The 15,534-nt window shown below is 67.2% G+C and carries 19 protein-coding genes; 8 read left to right on the plus strand and 11 right to left on the minus strand.

The features are described 5' to 3' along the window. The first annotated feature begins 6 nt into the window (after window positions 1-6). Window positions 7-279 (plus strand): oxidative damage protection protein, encoded by a 273-nt coding sequence (locus tag ACFPAH_RS04675; protein WP_379741377.1) that lies wholly within the window; start codon window positions 7-9, stop codon window positions 277-279. A gap of 226 nt (window positions 280-505) precedes the next feature. On the opposite strand, the gene ACFPAH_RS04680 is transcribed toward ACFPAH_RS04675, so the two are convergent. Further along, window positions 506-1,072 (minus strand): DUF488 family protein, encoded by a 567-nt coding sequence (locus ACFPAH_RS04680; protein WP_379741380.1) that lies wholly within the window; start codon window positions 1,070-1,072, stop codon window positions 506-508. Between the two features lie 143 nt (window positions 1,073-1,215). Here ACFPAH_RS04680 and ACFPAH_RS04685 point away from each other — a divergent pair, with 143 nt between their 5' ends. After that, window positions 1,216-2,031, plus strand: coding sequence for a DUF817 domain-containing protein (locus tag ACFPAH_RS04685; protein WP_379742958.1), 816 nt, complete (start codon window positions 1,216-1,218; stop codon window positions 2,029-2,031). A gap of 201 nt (window positions 2,032-2,232) precedes the next feature. On the opposite strand, the gene ACFPAH_RS04690 is transcribed toward ACFPAH_RS04685, so the two are convergent. After that, window positions 2,233-2,634: a hypothetical protein gene (locus ACFPAH_RS04690; RefSeq protein WP_379741383.1), complete on the minus strand. Its 402-nt coding sequence runs from the start codon at window positions 2,632-2,634 to the stop codon at window positions 2,233-2,235. A gap of 210 nt (window positions 2,635-2,844) precedes the next feature. On the opposite strand from ACFPAH_RS04690, the gene arfB reads away from it, so the two are divergent. Further along, entirely contained in the window at window positions 2,845-3,243 is a 399-nt protein-coding gene (arfB, locus tag ACFPAH_RS04695; protein WP_379741386.1) for an alternative ribosome rescue aminoacyl-tRNA hydrolase ArfB, read from the plus strand. 176 nt (window positions 3,244-3,419) lie between these two features. After that, window positions 3,420-4,589 carry a DUF2325 domain-containing protein gene (locus tag ACFPAH_RS04700; protein WP_379741389.1) on the plus strand — a complete coding sequence of 390 codons (1,170 nt, stop codon included), beginning with the start codon at window positions 3,420-3,422 and terminating at the stop codon, window positions 4,587-4,589. A 40-nt stretch (window positions 4,590-4,629) separates the two neighbouring features. Here the strand turns inward: ACFPAH_RS04700 and ACFPAH_RS04705 are convergent, their stop codons facing one another. The 3 genes from ACFPAH_RS04705 to ACFPAH_RS04715 are packed head-to-tail and all read right to left on the minus strand — an operon-like array spanning window position 4,630 to window position 6,603. After that, entirely contained in the window at window positions 4,630-4,956 is a 327-nt protein-coding gene (locus ACFPAH_RS04705) for a hypothetical protein (protein WP_379741392.1), read from the minus strand. A 13-nt stretch (window positions 4,957-4,969) separates the two neighbouring features. Then, window positions 4,970-5,647 carry a ribose-5-phosphate isomerase RpiA gene (gene rpiA, locus ACFPAH_RS04710; protein WP_379741395.1) on the minus strand — a complete coding sequence of 226 codons (678 nt, stop codon included), beginning with the start codon at window positions 5,645-5,647 and terminating at the stop codon, window positions 4,970-4,972. Between the two features lie 59 nt (window positions 5,648-5,706). Then, window positions 5,707-6,603 carry an alpha/beta hydrolase gene (locus tag ACFPAH_RS04715; RefSeq protein ID WP_379741398.1) on the minus strand — a complete coding sequence of 299 codons (897 nt, stop codon included), beginning with the start codon at window positions 6,601-6,603 and terminating at the stop codon, window positions 5,707-5,709. Window positions 6,604-6,751: 148 nt separating this feature from the next. Between ACFPAH_RS04715 and ACFPAH_RS04720 the strand changes: the two genes are divergently transcribed. The 4 genes from ACFPAH_RS04720 to ACFPAH_RS04735 all read left to right on the plus strand — a co-directional run bounded on the left by ACFPAH_RS04720 (window position 6,752) and on the right by ACFPAH_RS04735 (window position 11,019). Next, the gene (locus ACFPAH_RS04720) at window positions 6,752-7,882 is read left to right on the plus strand and encodes a sensor histidine kinase (protein WP_379741401.1); all 1,131 of its coding nucleotides are present in this window, start codon (window positions 6,752-6,754) and stop codon (window positions 7,880-7,882) included. Between the two features lie 4 nt (window positions 7,883-7,886). After that, window positions 7,887-8,642, plus strand: a complete 756-nt coding sequence (locus tag ACFPAH_RS04725) for a LytR/AlgR family response regulator transcription factor (protein WP_379741404.1) — start codon at window positions 7,887-7,889, stop codon at window positions 8,640-8,642. Between the two features lie 86 nt (window positions 8,643-8,728). Then, window positions 8,729-9,883: a class C beta-lactamase gene (gene ampC / locus ACFPAH_RS04730; protein WP_379741407.1), complete on the plus strand. Its 1,155-nt coding sequence runs from the start codon at window positions 8,729-8,731 to the stop codon at window positions 9,881-9,883. Further along, the gene (locus tag ACFPAH_RS04735) at window positions 9,880-11,019 is read left to right on the plus strand and encodes an acyltransferase family protein (RefSeq protein ID WP_379741410.1); all 1,140 of its coding nucleotides are present in this window, start codon (window positions 9,880-9,882) and stop codon (window positions 11,017-11,019) included. The genes ampC and ACFPAH_RS04735 overlap by 4 nt, the downstream gene beginning before the upstream one ends. 157 nt (window positions 11,020-11,176) lie before the next feature. On the opposite strand, the gene ACFPAH_RS04740 is transcribed toward ACFPAH_RS04735, so the two are convergent. The 6 genes from ACFPAH_RS04740 to eda all read right to left on the minus strand — a co-directional run bounded on the left by ACFPAH_RS04740 (window position 11,177) and on the right by eda (window position 15,520). Continuing rightward, window positions 11,177-11,695 carry a hypothetical protein gene (locus tag ACFPAH_RS04740; RefSeq protein ID WP_379741413.1) on the minus strand — a complete coding sequence of 173 codons (519 nt, stop codon included), beginning with the start codon at window positions 11,693-11,695 and terminating at the stop codon, window positions 11,177-11,179. Window positions 11,696-11,852: 157 nt separating this feature from the next. Then, entirely contained in the window at window positions 11,853-12,419 is a 567-nt protein-coding gene (locus ACFPAH_RS04745) for a Rhs element Vgr protein (protein ID WP_379741416.1), read from the minus strand. Between the two features lie 89 nt (window positions 12,420-12,508). Next, window positions 12,509-13,123, minus strand: a complete 615-nt coding sequence (locus ACFPAH_RS04750; RefSeq protein ID WP_379741419.1) for an SRPBCC family protein — start codon at window positions 13,121-13,123, stop codon at window positions 12,509-12,511. A gap of 72 nt (window positions 13,124-13,195) precedes the next feature. After that, complete coding sequence (locus ACFPAH_RS04755) at window positions 13,196-13,846, minus strand: YceI family protein (protein WP_379741422.1); 651 nt, start codon at window positions 13,844-13,846, stop codon at window positions 13,196-13,198. A 178-nt stretch (window positions 13,847-14,024) separates the two neighbouring features. After that, window positions 14,025-14,624, minus strand: a complete 600-nt coding sequence (locus ACFPAH_RS04760) for a hypothetical protein (RefSeq protein ID WP_379741425.1) — start codon at window positions 14,622-14,624, stop codon at window positions 14,025-14,027. A gap of 269 nt (window positions 14,625-14,893) precedes the next feature. After that, window positions 14,894-15,520: a bifunctional 4-hydroxy-2-oxoglutarate aldolase/2-dehydro-3-deoxy-phosphogluconate aldolase gene (gene eda / locus ACFPAH_RS04765; protein ID WP_379742961.1), complete on the minus strand. Its 627-nt coding sequence runs from the start codon at window positions 15,518-15,520 to the stop codon at window positions 14,894-14,896. Window positions 15,521-15,534: the final 14 nt, after the last annotated feature.

A 15,534-nucleotide genomic window follows, 5' to 3' on the forward strand; every position in this document is an offset into this window, starting at 1 on the left:
CACACCATGGCCCGTATGGTCCAATGCATGAAATTGAAGAAGGAAGCCGAAGGCCTGGACTTCCCGCCGGTCCCCGGCGAGATGGGCAAGAAGCTGTACCTGTCGGTCTCGAAGGAAGCCTGGCAGGCATGGCTGAAGCACCAGACCATGCTGATCAACGAAAACCGCCTGAACCTGGCGGACGACCGCGCGCGCAAATACCTGGCGCAACAGATGGAAAAGCATTTCTTCGGCGAGGGCGCCGACCAGGCTGTCGGTTACGTGCCGCCGACCGCGTAAGTTTTCACGTCGTCATCGCGACCTCGAGGCGGGCTTTATGCCCGCCTTGGCTTTTGTAGGGTGGGCGGCTATACCCAGGCACATGCCTGCCTCCGGCTCAGATGCCGCCCACGCGTTCAACCACCTCTTGAAACTTCGCGACGAATCACCGGCTGGTTGAACGCGTGGGCGGCGCGCAAGTTGCCGGCACGCTAACGATAAGGTGGAGCCGCCCACCCTACGAACTTCAGCAACACCCTTCCCCCCCGGGCGCGTCCGGCTCCCCTTCCTCTTCCGGCGGATACAGGATCCGCGTACCGTCCACCCGCGCAAACGGCGTGAGCTTCGCCGGCCGCCGCTTGCCCGGATTGATGATGTGCTCGACTTCGATCCCACGCACCAGCAGCGCGTCCGCCACCAGCGAGCGGTGGCAGCGCCAGGGCACCGATTCGGCGCACATCAGCGCGCAGCGCGTGGTGGCGGCCAGTTCGATCACCTCCTCGACGTTGTGCGCGAATTCCGGCGTCTGCATGTAGTCGGCGTAGCCGCGGAACGAAGTATTGCGCCAGCCGCTGTTGGGCGAGTCCTTTTGCGGACGGCGCAGCCCGCCCAGGCCCGGCATCTGGCGGTAGGCGATGCCGGCTGCGGCCAGCGAGACCGGCAGCTGGTCCTGGCCGAACTGGGGGTTATGGCGCGATTTCGGCACCGTGCGCACGTCGAGCAGGCATTCGACCCCGTTTTGCTGCAAGAGCGCGATGAATTCCTCGATCGGGCGGTTCGAGTGACCGATCGTGCAGACGAGTGTGTTGTTCACTATTCAGCTCCCGTTGACCGAAACTGTATTGTCGCGCCGACAGAATGTTTCCGGCGCAGCGGAGGCCGTCGTAGAATCGTGGAATTGATGACAAGCTATTCCAGCGGACCACCACCATGCTTGCTGCATTCGACAACCTCCTGATGGACGCCCGTCCGCGGCACATGAACCGCCTGCGGCGCGGCCTGGTCGAGTTCCTGTATTTCGGCTTCAAGAACGCGCGCTCCTGCCTGTTCGTCGGCAGCTTTCTCGCCGCGATGCTCCTGATGCCGCGCGGCGGCATCCTCGGCGTCCCCCGCTACGACCTGCTGCTGCTCGTCGCGCTCGCGATCCAGTTCTGGATGGTCTACGCGAAACTGGAAACCTGGGACGAGCTGAAGGCGGTCTGCCTGTTCCACCTGGTCGGCTTCGCGCTCGAGGCGTTCAAGGTCTCGGGCAGCATCCAGTCGTGGAGTTATCCGGACTTTGCCTACACCAAGATCTTCGGAGTGCCGCTGTTCGCCGGCTTCATGTACGCGTCGGTGGGCAGCTATATCGTTCAGGCCTGGCGCATGTTCGACTTGCGCATCCGTCACCACCCGCCCTACTGGATGGCGGCCCTGATCGCGATCCTGATCTACGCGAACTTCTTTACCCACCATTACATCGGCGACTACCGCTGGTACCTGGCCGCCTGCGCGCTCGGGCTGTATTCGCGCACCGTCGTGATCTACCGGCCGCTCGACCGCGACCGCCAGATGCCGCTCATGCTCGGCTTCGTGCTGATCGGCTTCTTCATCTGGCTGGCCGAGAACATCGGCACCTTCTGGGGCGTCTGGCGCTATCCGAACCAGCTCGGCGCGTGGTCGATCGTCCACCTGAGCAAATGGAGCTCATGGTCGCTGCTGGTGATCATGACCTTCACGATCGTGGCCAGCCTCAAGCACATCAAGTCAAAGATTCATATTGCCGAGGCATGAAGATGAAACCTGCACGCAGCAAGGCCATGCGGATCGCGATCCGGGTACTCATCGTCGTCCTCGTCCTCGGGCTCGCCTCGCGCGTCGTGCGCTTCGTCCTGCAATAAGCACAGGTCAACAAGCGAAAACCCGCGCACCTGCCTGGCAGGTGCGCGGGTTTTCACGTTACCCGACAGCGGGCGCCGGACAGATACCTGCCGCTTAGCGTTTGTCCTGCATCTTTTCGCCGGCACGTTCCAGCGCAGCGCCGGTCTTGTCGGCCGCCTTGTCGGCGCCTTCGCGGACTTCGGCAGCCGCTTCACGCGATTCCTGGCGCACTTCGGCGCCGGCTTCCTTCAGGTTCTCGGCAGCCTTGTCGGTTGCATGGTCGATGTTGGCGGCGGCGCGGTCGGCAGCCTGGTCGACGTTCTCGGCAGCGCGCTCGGTGGCGTTACCGACCGCGGCAGCGGCTTCACGGGATTCCTGTGCGGCATTGGCGGCGGTGTTGTCGATGGCCTTGCCTGCTTCCTGTGCAGGACCGGTCGAAGGATCTGCATCTTTCTTGCAGCCGGTGGCGAGAACGGCAACGGCGAGCATCAGGGCGGAAATGGCGGCTTTGTTCATAATTTGCTCCTTAACAATTTGTTGTCATTAGATTACCCTTTACGGAAAAACCATGCCACACGATACACTTGTAACGTGCGCACTCATCTGAACTGCATGGCTGCGCTGGGTTCCACAATGGGCAGGATAGCCATCGCAGACGCGATTTTTCCCGCTCTACAATGACTAACGCACAAGCTTGAGCACAGGCTGACGCAAAAAGGTAAGCAAATGCAAATAAGCCTCGATCCGGCCGAAGTCGAGTTCATCGCCATCCGCGCCCAGGGGCCGGGCGGGCAGAACGTCAACAAGGTCTCGTGCGCGGTGCACGCGCGCTTCGACGTGGGCGCGTCCTCGCTGCCCGACTACGTCAAGGAGCGCATGCTTGCCATGCGCGATTCGCGCATCACCCGCGATGGCGTGGTGGTCCTCAAGGCCCAGCAGTCGCGCAGCCTGGAGCAGAACAAGGAAGAAGCGCTGCAGCGCCTGCAGGCGCTGGTCGATGCGGCCGCCGAGGTGCAGCTGGTGCGGCGCCCGACCAGGCCGACGCGCAGCTCGCAGCGGCGCCGGCTCGACGCGAAAACGCGCAGCGGCAACATCAAGGCCCTGCGCGGCAAGGTCAACGAATAGCCGGCGGGGCCGGCCGTCTTCCCCTCCCTTCGCCCTCTCCCTGCGCACGATTCGCTTGCCTCCCGCCTCATCCGCGATAAAATAGGAATGAGAAGCATTCTCATTTGAAAGAAGAATGCGTGTTTGCCGGCGTTCGTTTCGCGTGCCGCCGGCCAGTCCAACCGCGAAGGAACACCATGTGCGACAAGCATCAGCGCCCGGCCTCCGGCCCCGAGGCGGCCGGTCCCCGGGGCTCGCGCCGCCGGCGTCTCTGGGAATTGCCCCACACCTGTCATTGCCCGCTGATCGGCGTCGGATTGTCCATGCAGGGGCTGCGCAGGCTCACCGAAAAAGTGGTCGGGCAGACCCTCGAACACGACGATTACGAACTGCACGTCGGCGTCGTTACCGAATGCATGACGCGCAAGACCCTGTCCGAGGCCTTGCAAAAGGAGCTCGACCGCCGCTACGCCGCCGACCTTGCCCGCTTCCACAAGGCCAGGAGCACGGCCGAGGTCAAGGCATTGTGGGATGCGGCCGTCGCTGCGGGAAACGTCGCCGGCGCCTTCTGGGCCGGCCTCACCCACCCGCGCTGCACGCCCGAACTGGAAGAACGCATGACCCGCGACATCCACATGGTGCAGCACCAGGCCGGCGCCTGTGCCCGGGTGGACATGCAAAAGCACCAGGCCTTGCTGGACGAGCATGCCAGATTGGGACGCGAGCTGTTGAAACTGCAGGAACGCTGCAACGGGCTGATCCAGGAGAAGGCCGATGCCGCGCGCGAGCACGAAGCCGCGCTGATGGGCCTGCGTGCGATCGTGATCGGCAAGGAGACCGAGATCGGTCAGGCGCGTGCCGAGCTGGCGGCCCTGCGCGCATCGGTCCCGGAACTGGAAACGCGCAGGCGGCTCGCGAACCGGCTGGCGCACATGGAAGCGCGCGAACGCGCCCTGCGCGCGCAACTCCCGGCCGGCCGGCAGGAGGCCCCGGCGGCTCCGCCACCGCCATCGCCGCCCCCGTCCGCCCCGGCGGTTCAGGCCGCGCCGCTGCCGCGCCTGGACAGGCAGAGCATCCTGTGCGTGGGCGGGCGCAGCGGCAATGTGCCGATTTACCGCAGCATCGTCGAACGCAGCGGCGCCCGCTTCGCCCACCACGATGGCGGCCTGGAAGACAACAGCGGCCTGCTCGACGCCAACCTGGCGGCCGCCGACCTGGTCATTTGCCAGACCGGCTGCATCAGCCATGGCGCCTATTGGCGGGTCAAGGATTATTGCAAGCGCACGGGCACGCGCTGCCTGTTCGTCGACAACCCGAGCGTCTCGAGCCTGGCGCGCACGCTGCAGGAAGTGGAAACGGCGCCTTGATCAGCGCCGTCCGTCTGCATCGGGAATCTACAAGCCCAGGCTACATCTTCCTGCACTGGCGCAGCTCGCAGCGCGCCATGAACACCTTGCCGTCTGCGCACTGCAGGCGGTAGACCTCGACCGGCCCCGGCTCGGTCACCAGCCCGGCGCCCTGCCCGGCACAGGCATGCCGGCGCGCCAGCTGCTCGACCGTGACCGAGGACACGCCGACGCGATAAGGAACGCGCTCGACCGGCGCGGCGCCGCTATCGATGGCCTGGGACGACACAGGCGCCGCGGCACTGGCGGCCGGCGGCGCCTGCTTCGATCCAGGCAGCGCGCAGCCGCCCAGGGCGGCCACCATCAGCAGTACCGGCAGCCGTTTCATCGCGCCTCCGGGATCAGAAGGTGAGGGTTTTCACGCCGTCCGCCGTGCCCAGCAGGCAGACGTCGGCGCCGCGCTGCGCGAACAGGCCGACGGCGATCACGCCGACGATGCCGTTGACCTGGGTCTCGACGCCGCTCGGGTCGGCGATCTCCATGCCCGCCACGTCGATGATCTCGCCGCCGTTGTCGGTGATGAAGGCATCAATGCTGCCGGCCTTGGTGCGCAGGCGCGGCTGTCCGCCGAGGGCTGCGAGCTTGCGCATCACGGCCGCGCGCGCCATCGGGATGACTTCCACCGGCAGCGGGAACTTGCCCAGGGTCGGCACCAGTTTCGAGCCGTCGGCGATGCAGACGAATTGCTTCGATACCGAGGCGACGATCTTTTCGCGCGTGAGCGCGGCGCCGCCGCCCTTGATCATGGCGCCGGCATCGTTGATCTCGTCGGCGCCGTCGATGTAGACGGCGATCGATTCGACCTCGTTCAGGTCGAACACGGGAATGCCGTGCCCGCGCAGGCGTGCCGCGGTGGCTTCGGAGGAAGCGACGGTGCCCTTGATGCGGTCCTTGATCTTCGCCAGCTCGTCGATGAAGAAGTTGGCCGTCGAACCGGTGCCCACGCCGATGATTTCACCGTCGACCACATAATCGATGGCCGCGCGTGCCACGGCTTGCTTGAGTTCGTCCTGAGTCATGATGTCTGCAATGCCATAAAGAAGGGAAATGCCGACATTCTAGCGGATCGCAGGCGCGGCTAGGGTGCGCGGCTGGCGAGCCAGGAACGCAGCCCGTGCGTGAGCAGGAAAGGAAACACGCTCGCATGATCCTCGCCGGCAAACACCTCGAGCCGGGTGCGCAGGCCGGGATAGCGGCGCGCCCGGAGCGCGGCGTCGAATTCCTTCAGGTCCGCGACCATGTCGGCATCCTCTTCCGCGCGCGAACGCCGTTTGCCCGGCGCCAGCGTCTCGCGTCCGCCGATGCCGAAGTAGACCGAGGCCGCCATGTCGCGGTGGCGGGCCGCATACGCCTGCTCGCGCTCGAACATCACGCCGCCGTCGAACCACAGCGAGGGGCTGCCGAGGATGTAATGCTCGAAGGTGCCCGGCCGGCTCAGCAGCAGTTCCAGTCCCAGCAGGCTGCCGTAGGAATGGCCGACGAAGGCCTTGCGCCGCATGTCGGCGCGGTAGCCGGCGGCGATCACCGGGAAGACCTCGGCGGCGACGAAGCGGCCATAGGCGGCGGCTTCGCCGAAGGCCGGCTCTCGCCCCGGCATGTCGGAGGTGTAGGCGCCGCGGCGCGGCACGCTCGGCGTATAGTCGCGGCGCCGGCTGTAGGCGCCGCTGTCGCCCCTGGCGTACGAGAGGCCGACGACGATGACTTCCTCCATGCCGGCATGCTTGGCCAGCCGCTGGGCGATGCTGCGCACGAGCGGGAAGGCGTAGTTGGCGTCGGTGACGAACAGCACCGGGTAGCGCCGCTGCGAACGCGCATACGACTCGGGCAGCGCGACCAGGACCTGGTAATCGCGGCGCAAGGACAGCGAGCGCAGCTCGCGCACCTCGGTGTTGTCCAGCACATAGGGCGCCGGCGCGGCAAAGGCACCGGCGGCCAGGCACAGGGCCAGGGCGGGGAGGAAAAACCGTGGTTTCAAGTCGGGCTCCTGATCGATGGTAGGGATGCCCGATTCTGCGGCGCTCCTGCCGGGCAGGCAGCAGCAAGGTGACGAAACCCGGTGTCCGTGTGACGGCCGTCCCGGCGCCCAGTCTCGGGCAATAATTGCCGCTGCTATACTTTTGGCGATGAAACCAGGCCCCGCCATCCCCTGCCCCGCCGGCCCCGCCGCGACCGCCTTCACGCCCAGGACGGCCGCCCTGATCGTGCTCGTGTGGATGGCCATCAGCGCGCTCGGTGCGCTGCAGACCTATAGCGACAACCTGCGCAGCGGCGTCGCCAGCCACTATCCGGCCCTGCTGGCCACCTGGTTCGTCGAATACGCCCTGCCCTTGATGGTGCTGAGCGCGGGCCTGGCGCTGGCGCTGGCGCGCTGGCCGGCGCTGATCGAGCGTCCGCGCCACGTGCTGGCGCTGTTCGCCGGCCTGGTGCTGGTGTTCCAGCCGGCCCAGTGGATCTACATGGCCTGGCTGCGCGGCTACCTCGACATTGTCGGCATCGGGGACGCCTGGCAGCTGCTGCAGAAGATGCTGCTGGTCGGCTGGTTCTCGGCCAGCGGCACCTTTGCGGCCATGCTGGCCCTGCACTACTGGCGCCGCGCCCGCGAACGCGAGCTGGCCTGGCAGCGCTCGCAGAACGACATGCTGCAACTGCGCCTGGCGCTCGAGGAACAACGCCTGCTCGCCCTGCGCGCCCAGCTCGAACCGCACTTCCTGTTCAACGCCCTGAACGCGATCAGCGCCCTGGTGCGCGAGGGCGACCAGGCGCTCGCGCTCGGGGCGATCGGCCGCCTGAGCGACCTGCTGCGCTACGCGCTGGCCGCCAGCAGCCGCGCCAGCAGCCATGCCAACGTCACGGTCGCCGCCGAACTGGCCTTCGTGCGCGACTACCTCGACCTGCAGCGCCTGCGCTACGGCGAGCGGCTGCGCGTGCGCATCGACGGCGAGGGCGCGCTCCTGCACGAAGTCGACTGCCCGCCCCTGCTGCTGCAGCCGCTGATCGAGAACGCCCTGCGCCACGACCTCGACTGCCACGGCGGGCCCGGAGACATCCAGCTCGGCTTCGAGGAGCGCGGCGGGACGCTCTGCATCCGGGTCTCGAACCCGGCCAGTCCGCACGCCTCGCCGAACCCGGGCGCCGGGCTTGGCCTGGCCAACACGCGCGACCGCCTGCGCCTGATGTACCCGGGCGCGACGCTCGACGCCGGCCTGCGCGACGGACGCTTCGTCGCCGAAGTGCGGCTACCGCTGCTGGATTGACCCTATGGCCATCCGCTACGCCATCGTCGACGACGAAGCGCCGGGCCGGCGCAACCTGCGCCTGGCGCTGGCCGCCTGGCCCGACTGGGAACTGGCGGCCGAATGCGCCAGCGCGGCCGAGGCGCGCACGGCCCTGGCCCAGGCCGACATCGACCTCGTCTTCCTCGACATCCAGATGCCGGCCGAATCGGGCCTGGTGCTCGCGCGCGAGATCAGCCGCCTGCGCGAGCCGCCGCTGGTCGTGTTCGTGACGGCCCATGGCGAGCATGCGATCGACGCCTTCGAGGTGCACGCGCTGGACTACCTGCTCAAGCCGCTCGGCGATGCCCGGCTGGCGCGGGCCGTCGAGCGCGCCGCGGCCATGCTGGGGCTGCGCCAGCGCGAAGCCTATGGCGCCGCGCTGCGCGACTATGTCGATGCCGGCGACGCCGCCGGCTGCGTGGACCACCTCCACGTGCGCTCGGTCGGGCGCATCGAGCGCATCGGCATCGACGACATCGTCTGGGTCGGCTCGGCCGGCAATTACGCCGAGCTGCACCTGGCGGCGCGCACGGTCCTGCACCGCATCACGCTCAACCGCCTGGAGGCCCTGCTCGGCCCCGGCCAGTTCCTGCGCGTGCACCGCGGTGCCATCGTCCGGCGCGACCAGATCGCGCGCCTCGAGAGCAGCGGCGACGGCGGCCACCGCCTGCTGCTGCGCTGCGGCGCCGTGGTCGCCGTCAGCGAGCGCTACCTGGCCGCACTGAAGGCCGCCATGTGACGAAACCCGGCGTTGGCGGGACGGCCGCGCTGGCCGCGGCAAAGCCGGCATCCCTATACTCGTCGCACCCAACACCGGAGAAACCCATGATGCGCCGCCGCTCCTTCCGACTCCTGGCCCTGACCCTGGCCTGCATCCACGCCGTCCCGGCCGCCGCGCAGGACATCGAAGCCGTCGTCGGGCAGGCGGTGCGCCCCTTGATGGCCGAACACCAGGTGCCCGGCATGGCGGTCGCGGTGACCATCGACGGCAAGGCGATGTTCTTCAACTACGGCGTGGCCTCGAAGTCCGACGCCACGCCGGTGAGCGAGCACACGCTGTTCGAACTGGGATCGATCAGCAAGACCTTCACGGCCACCCTGGCGGGCTACGCCGCGGCCCAGGGCAGGCTGGCGCTGGGCGACCATCCGGGCCGCCATCTTCCCCAGTTGAAGGGCAGCCCGATCGACCGCGCCACCCTGCTCGAACTGGGCACCTACACGGCGGGCGGCCTGCCGCTCCAGTTCCCCGACGACGTCAAATCCGATGCGCAGATGCCGGCCTGGTTCCGCGCCTGGCAGCCCGATGCCGCGCCGGGGACCCAGCGCCGCTATTCGAACCCCAGCATCGGCCTGCTCGGACGCGCCGCCGCGCTCGCGCTGGAAACGGATTTCAGGACGGCCCTGGAAGGCCGCATCTTTCCCGCGCTCCGCCTGGCGCACACTTGGGTGCGCGTGCCTGCCGCGGCCATGCCGGACTACGCCTGGGGTTACAAGGGCGCCGGCGACGCCGTGCGCGTCGGGCCCGGCGTGTTCGACGAGGAGAGCTATGGCGTCAAGTCGAGCGCCGCCGACATGATCCGCTTCGTCCAGGCCAATATTGACCCTGCGCGGCTGGCAGCCCCGCTGCGGCCTGCGGTGGAGGCCACCCAGGTCGGCTATTTCAAGGTCGGCCCGATGGTGCAGGGGCTGGGCTGGGAGCAGTATCGCCCGCCTTTCGGCCTCCCCGACCTGCTGGCGGGGAACGCGGAGAAGATCATTCGCGAGGCCAATCCCGCGACCCGGCTCGCGCCAGGCCCGGCACCGCGCGGCACGCTGTTCAACAAGACCGGTTCGACCGGCGGCTTCGGCGCCTATGCCTTGTTCGTGCCCGCGCGCAGGATCGGCATCGTGATGCTGGCAAATAAAAATTATCCGATACCGGCGCGGGTCGCGGCGGCCTACGCCATCCTCGAGGGCCTGGCCCCGGGCGCGCGGCCATGAGCCTGCCGCCTGCGGCAGGACCAGGGGCAGGCACCGTGTCCGCGCCCGTGCGCAATGCCGGCATCGACTGCCTGCGCGGCCTGGCCATCCTGCTCGTGATCGTGCACCACCTGGCCCTGCCCTTTCGCCTGCCGCTGGGCCCGAGCCTGCTCGGCGGGTGGTGGCCGAAGCGCCTGGTCGACGCCATCAGCTTCAACGGCTACGAGGCGGTCTTCATGTTCTTCGCCATCTCCGGCTTCCTGATCGCTACCCGCATCATCGAACGCGACGGCAGCCTCGGGAAGGTCGACTTGCGCCGCTTCTATGTTCGCAGGAGCCGGCGCATCCTGCCGCTGCTGCTGGTGGTGCTGGCGCTGTTGACCGTGCTGGCCTGGCTCGGCATCCCCGGCTTCGCGCCCGAGAATGGCGAGCACACCACCGTTGGCCTGCTGGGCTCGGCGCTGAGCTTCACCTTCAACTGGTATGAGGGACGTACCGGCTGGGCGCCGGCCGGATGGGACGTGCTGTGGTCGCTGTCGATCGAGGAAGCCTTCTATCTCGGTTTTCCCTTGCTGTGCCTGTGGCTGCCGCCGCGCCTGCTGGTCGCCGCACTGGCCGTGTGGGCGCTTGCCTTGACGCCCCTGCGCAACCTGGTGCCCGTCAGCGCCGAGGTCTGGCGCGAAAAAGCCTATTTACCGGGGATGTCCGCCATCGCCTGGGGCGTGCTGGCGGCGCTGCTGGCGCGCCGCTGGACCCCGACCCGTCGCGAGGCGCGCCTGATGGCGATCGGCGGCGGCCTGTGCCTGCTGCTGGTGTTCGCCTGGGGCGACCTCGTCTACCGCCACCTGTTCAAGGCGACCCTGTACGGCATCTGCATCGGCACCTGCCTGCTGCTGCTCGCCTTCCAGGCCTATCCGCCACGCCGTGGCCTGCGCCTGCTGGCGCGCATGGGCGCGCTGAGCTATGAACTCTACCTGTCGCACATGTTCGTGGTGCTGGGCCTGGCGGCGGCCTACCGCGCGCTGCTGGGCGAGGACCAGGCCTGGACTTTCCTGGTCTACCCGCCGGCGCTGGTGGCGTGCCTTGGGCTGGCTGGCCTGCTGGAGCGCCTGCCGGCCCGCTTGGGCATCAGGTCACGGCCCGCGAAGCCTGCCTGATCCGCCATCGAATTGTATGGTTCGCCGCTTGATGCGTCTTATACCGTATTTGTGTCCTGACAATACGAAAGAGGTATCGTTTGCACGGCGATCGCGAGGCGGCCTTGCGGCAATGCCCGGGCGGGCAGTCCGCTCGTTGGGGGATGACGGCGCCGGATCAGCCGCGGCGCGGCGGGCAGGCCATGGCCTTGCGCCCGGGAGGCTGGCCGCCCGAACCAAGCTGTTGTGCCACAAAACCTGCGCCCTGGCGCGCCAGGCAGAAACGGGCCTGGTAGCGCAGCGGCCTGGTGTCGTTCTTGCCGGCGCGGGTATCGATCACGACGGTGTACGGCTCGCCCTCCTTCAAGGGCGCCGCCGGCGTCTGCGGCAGGGCCGGGATCCGGCCGCCGTAGGGTACGCACATGGCAAAGGCGACCGGGAAGGTGCGCGTCGCGGGCATGACCATCCGCCACAGGGGAGGCAGGTCCCCGGCCGCCGTGACCGTGATCGATCCGAAGTCGGGCGCGCCGCCGCGCTCCTCCTCGCGCTGCGAGATGGTAAAGCACGGCACGCCGTTCGCGCCCGTGCGCACCTCGGCCTCGCCGACGCGGCGCGCCGCCTGCGCGGGCAGCACCATCGGCAAGGCGAGGCAGAGTACGAGGCAGATTGCGCTGCATGGTGCGAGGGGCGACTTCATGGCGGGGTCAGAAAACGGGAAAGAGATTAGGAATAACGGTAGAGAGTAAGGCTACGATCTTGCCGCACGGCAGCATTGAGCATTCTCAATATCGAGACGGACGTGGCGCGCGCCGGCATGCCCGTTGCATGCAGGCGACGGTGTACGATGGGTCGGATCAGGCGCGCGCCAGCCGCCGCGCGAGGCAGCGGTGCAGGTTGTTCCGGCTGGCCGGATCGGCGAGAAACTCTGCCAGCACTTGTTCGTACAGTGCCAGGTCGTTCCGGTAGCGCTGCTGGCGCATCGCTTCGGGACGGCCGAGGAATTTCAGCACAAAATAATCGGCCAGCAGGTCGCCCTGCGCTTCCATGTTGTAGTCGGACAGCGCCGCCCCTTCCCGCAGCTCGTAGTGGTAGGGCAAGCCGAGCCGTACGGCCCCGCGCAGGCGCACCGGATAGCCGAGCTGGTGCTGCCAGACGTGTGCCATTTCGTGCATGAACCAGTGCTGGCCGGTGAGGTTGGCCTCAGCATAATCGTCGAGGAAGCAGGAAGCGTGAAAGTACATGCTGCCGTTGGGCGTCATCGCGCAGTTCTTCGGCTGGAAAGGCATGTAGCGGCGGGCATGGATGCGCACACGCGCGTAATCGATGGCGTCGCGAAACAGCAGCGAGGCCATGGCGATTTCGCCTGCGGTCAGGGGGCGCCAGCGCTGCGAACGCGGGCGGCGAACAGACAAGGCATTCATCGGTTACTTGGGCGAGTGTGAGAAGCCTGGCAATCTTAATGTAGATTGCCAGAATCCTGTCTTGGACAGCTTCTCAAGCGCACACCGCCTCACAGCCCGGGGCCAAGGCCGGAATCGGGTTGCTGGTCCTGCCGGTCCAATCGCAACAACACTGCCGCCATCATCCTGGCAATATCCTTCCTGACCGCGTTGGTGCCGACGATCCCCGGCACACCGAACTTCGGCACGATGGTCGCGTTGTACACCAGCCTGGTGCCGCTGGTGCCGGTCACGGGAATGAGCTCCCAGCGGGCGCGGTAGACTTTCATGTCGCCCTCGACCAGGCTGACGTCGATCCGGTCCGGCGCCCGTTCGCGCACCTGCACCACGATGCGGATTGGCTGGCTGAAAAAGAGAAAACGGGCGGTGCCCAGCTGTTCGAGGATGACCGTGTCGCCATCGCGCGAGACGACGCGCGTGCTGGTCAGGTTCGGCAGGTAATCGGCCAGATGCTCGTAATCGGTGAGTATGCGCCAGACCAGGGCCGGCGCGGCCGCCACCGTGCCGCTCGACGCGATCCGGTAGACCTTGTCCCCTTCGGCGCCAACCACACGCTCCACGTTCAGTTCGAACCGGGGCGCGCCGGGCTGCGCTGCCGCCGGGGCGGTGCCCCAGGCCGACAAGGCGCACCCGAGCAACAGCAGGTGTGAGAGGCGAGGTCGCATCGGCCGAGCGTAACATGCCGATGGGCTCGCGTCACACGATTGCACGCACCTGATCGGCCGTGGCAGCGTCGTTCAGCGCCGCGCGACGATGTGGTAGCGCACCTCGAGCTCGTCCTGCACCGAGAGCAGTCCGCCCCCGACCGAAAACGGCGTGATACCGAAATCCGTTTGCTTCAGGCGCGCCGTTCCGCTTGCCGTCACCTGTGCCGCGTCGACCCGGACCGTGGCCGGCAGCGCCAGCGAGCGCGTGACGCCGTGCAGGGTGACGGCGACACGCAGCAGGCCGTCGGCCTGCCGCTCCCCATGCAGGGTCACCACTGGGAAGCGCTGCGCGTCGAGCACCGGACCCAGCATGTTGGTGCGCGTGCCCTCGACCGCTTGCGGCGAGGGTTGTTTCTCGATGCCCGCGTCGCGCAGCAGTTGCGGCTCGTCGACGCTCATCTGGTCGACACGAAAGGAAACGTCGGCCCTGCCCGCGCCCGGCGCGACATGGCCCGCCAGCGTGCGGCTGGCCACCACGTGGTCGTGTCCGAGCCGCGCCATCGGCCCCGCGCGGCGTACCGTGACGGCGACCAGGGAGGCACGCGGATCGACCGCGTAGACGGCGGCGCCGGAAGCGGCCAGTGCGCGGTACGCATCAGCGTGGACTCCCGGGCCCGGCGCTGGCGGCGCCAGCTGCCGCGTGCAGGCGGCGAGCAGCAGCAAGGGCAGGAGGCGCATCATGGCGGCTGGCGCGGATCGCTTCGGCCCAGCCGGCGTTCTTCTCGTTGCACTCATCGGCGCCCATCATGTTAAAAAATCGCATCCATCCGTCACGGATCGCAGATCTTGATGACGCTTCCCGCCCCGCGTTGTCCGTCGAACTGTTGCCCGCAAGCTTAGGCAATTGGGCCCAGTTAAATCAGTCAACAATTTCTACGTCACCCTCAAGCCACATGCTTGGCTTGGCGTTCAACACGGACGCGGGACTCACGTTCAAGCCGAAATTCATCAACTTCGGGCTACCACTCACCCGAATTTCAGCGCGCGAATCGGCTAGCGGTCGTCGACCACACAAGCCTTCGCAGCTTGGGGCAGCGCCGGGGGACACGACGGTAACGCCTGCAGTCGCAAAGGCACCACGGTCTTCCGAGATTGCCTTTGCACCCCACACGGACACAGTCAGATTCTCTCCGTTCATGGGCATCGTGCAACCGGTAATTCGCCAGGCATTAAACGACGCGGGGCGCCCGTTATCGGAATAGACAGGGATTTTTCCGCTAACCTTGCAGAGCTGGGTTATCTTGCTTACCTCTCCATTGGTTGCTTCGATTAACTGAACCGTCACCGTCATCGTGGCTTCGCGCAGTTGGGGCGCCAGGGGCGGAGGCGCGGGAATCGCCTTGGCCGGCAAAACGCTTGCCAGGAGCGATAGGGCCAATAAGCAATTTCGAAAAAACCCGGTTTCAATCACCGCTGACAGCTTGTCGTGCGCTCTCACGTATACATTGATTTTGGTCATTGTGCTCATCCATGGCAGTCGTACTGTCGGAACGCCTCAGTGTATGGCGATGTTACTCACAAGACAAGCAAGAAGGTAAACAAGAAGTCACGCCAAGGAAGGAGCGGCGCCAGTAGCTGCCGCGATGGGGCGGCATGGCGTAGCACTGCGGCTGTAGGCAAGGAGGATCGCGACGGCTGAACACGCGCATGGGCGCGTCGCCGGCGGCATGGCAGCGATGCCGTGGCGCTCCCGCCCGCGCTGAGCGAACGGGAGCGCTAGTACGGGGATTAAGCGCGCAGCGCGGCCGCGGCCTTGGCCAGCTCGGTGATGCGGCCCCAGTCGCCGGCGGCGATGGCGTCCTTCGGGGTCAGCCAGGAACCGCCGACGCAGGCGACGTTCTTGCACGCGAGGAAGGCGGGCGCCGTGTCGATCGAGATGCCGCCGGTCGGGCAGAAGGTCACGTCCGGCAGCGGGCCGGCGATCGCGTTGAGCATGCCGACGCCACCCGCGGGCACCGCCGGGAACAGTTTCAGCTGCTTGAAACCGGCTTCGCGCGCCGCCATCACTTCCGACGGCGTCATCACGCCCGGCAGCAGCGGCAGGCCGCTCTTTTTCGCCGCTTCGATCAGGGCAGGGGTCAGGCCCGGCGAGACGCCGAAGACGGCGCCGGCATCGCGGGCGGCGGCGAACTCCTCGCCTTGCGTCAGGGTGCCGACGCCGACGATGGCGCCTTCGACCTGGGCCATGTCGCGGATCGCCTGCAGGCCGTGCGCGGTACGCAGCGTCACTTCCAGCACGCGGATACCGCCGGCTACCAGGGCCTTCGCCAGCGGTACGGCGTGGCTCGGATCGTCGATGGCGATGACGGGAATCACGCTCGCCGTGCGCATGATGTCAAGTACGCTCATGTTCATAATCTGGGTGATAG

This window comes from Massilia sp. GCM10023247 (genome assembly GCF_042653325.1).
Taxonomy (GTDB): domain Bacteria; phylum Pseudomonadota; class Gammaproteobacteria; order Burkholderiales; family Burkholderiaceae_D; genus Telluria.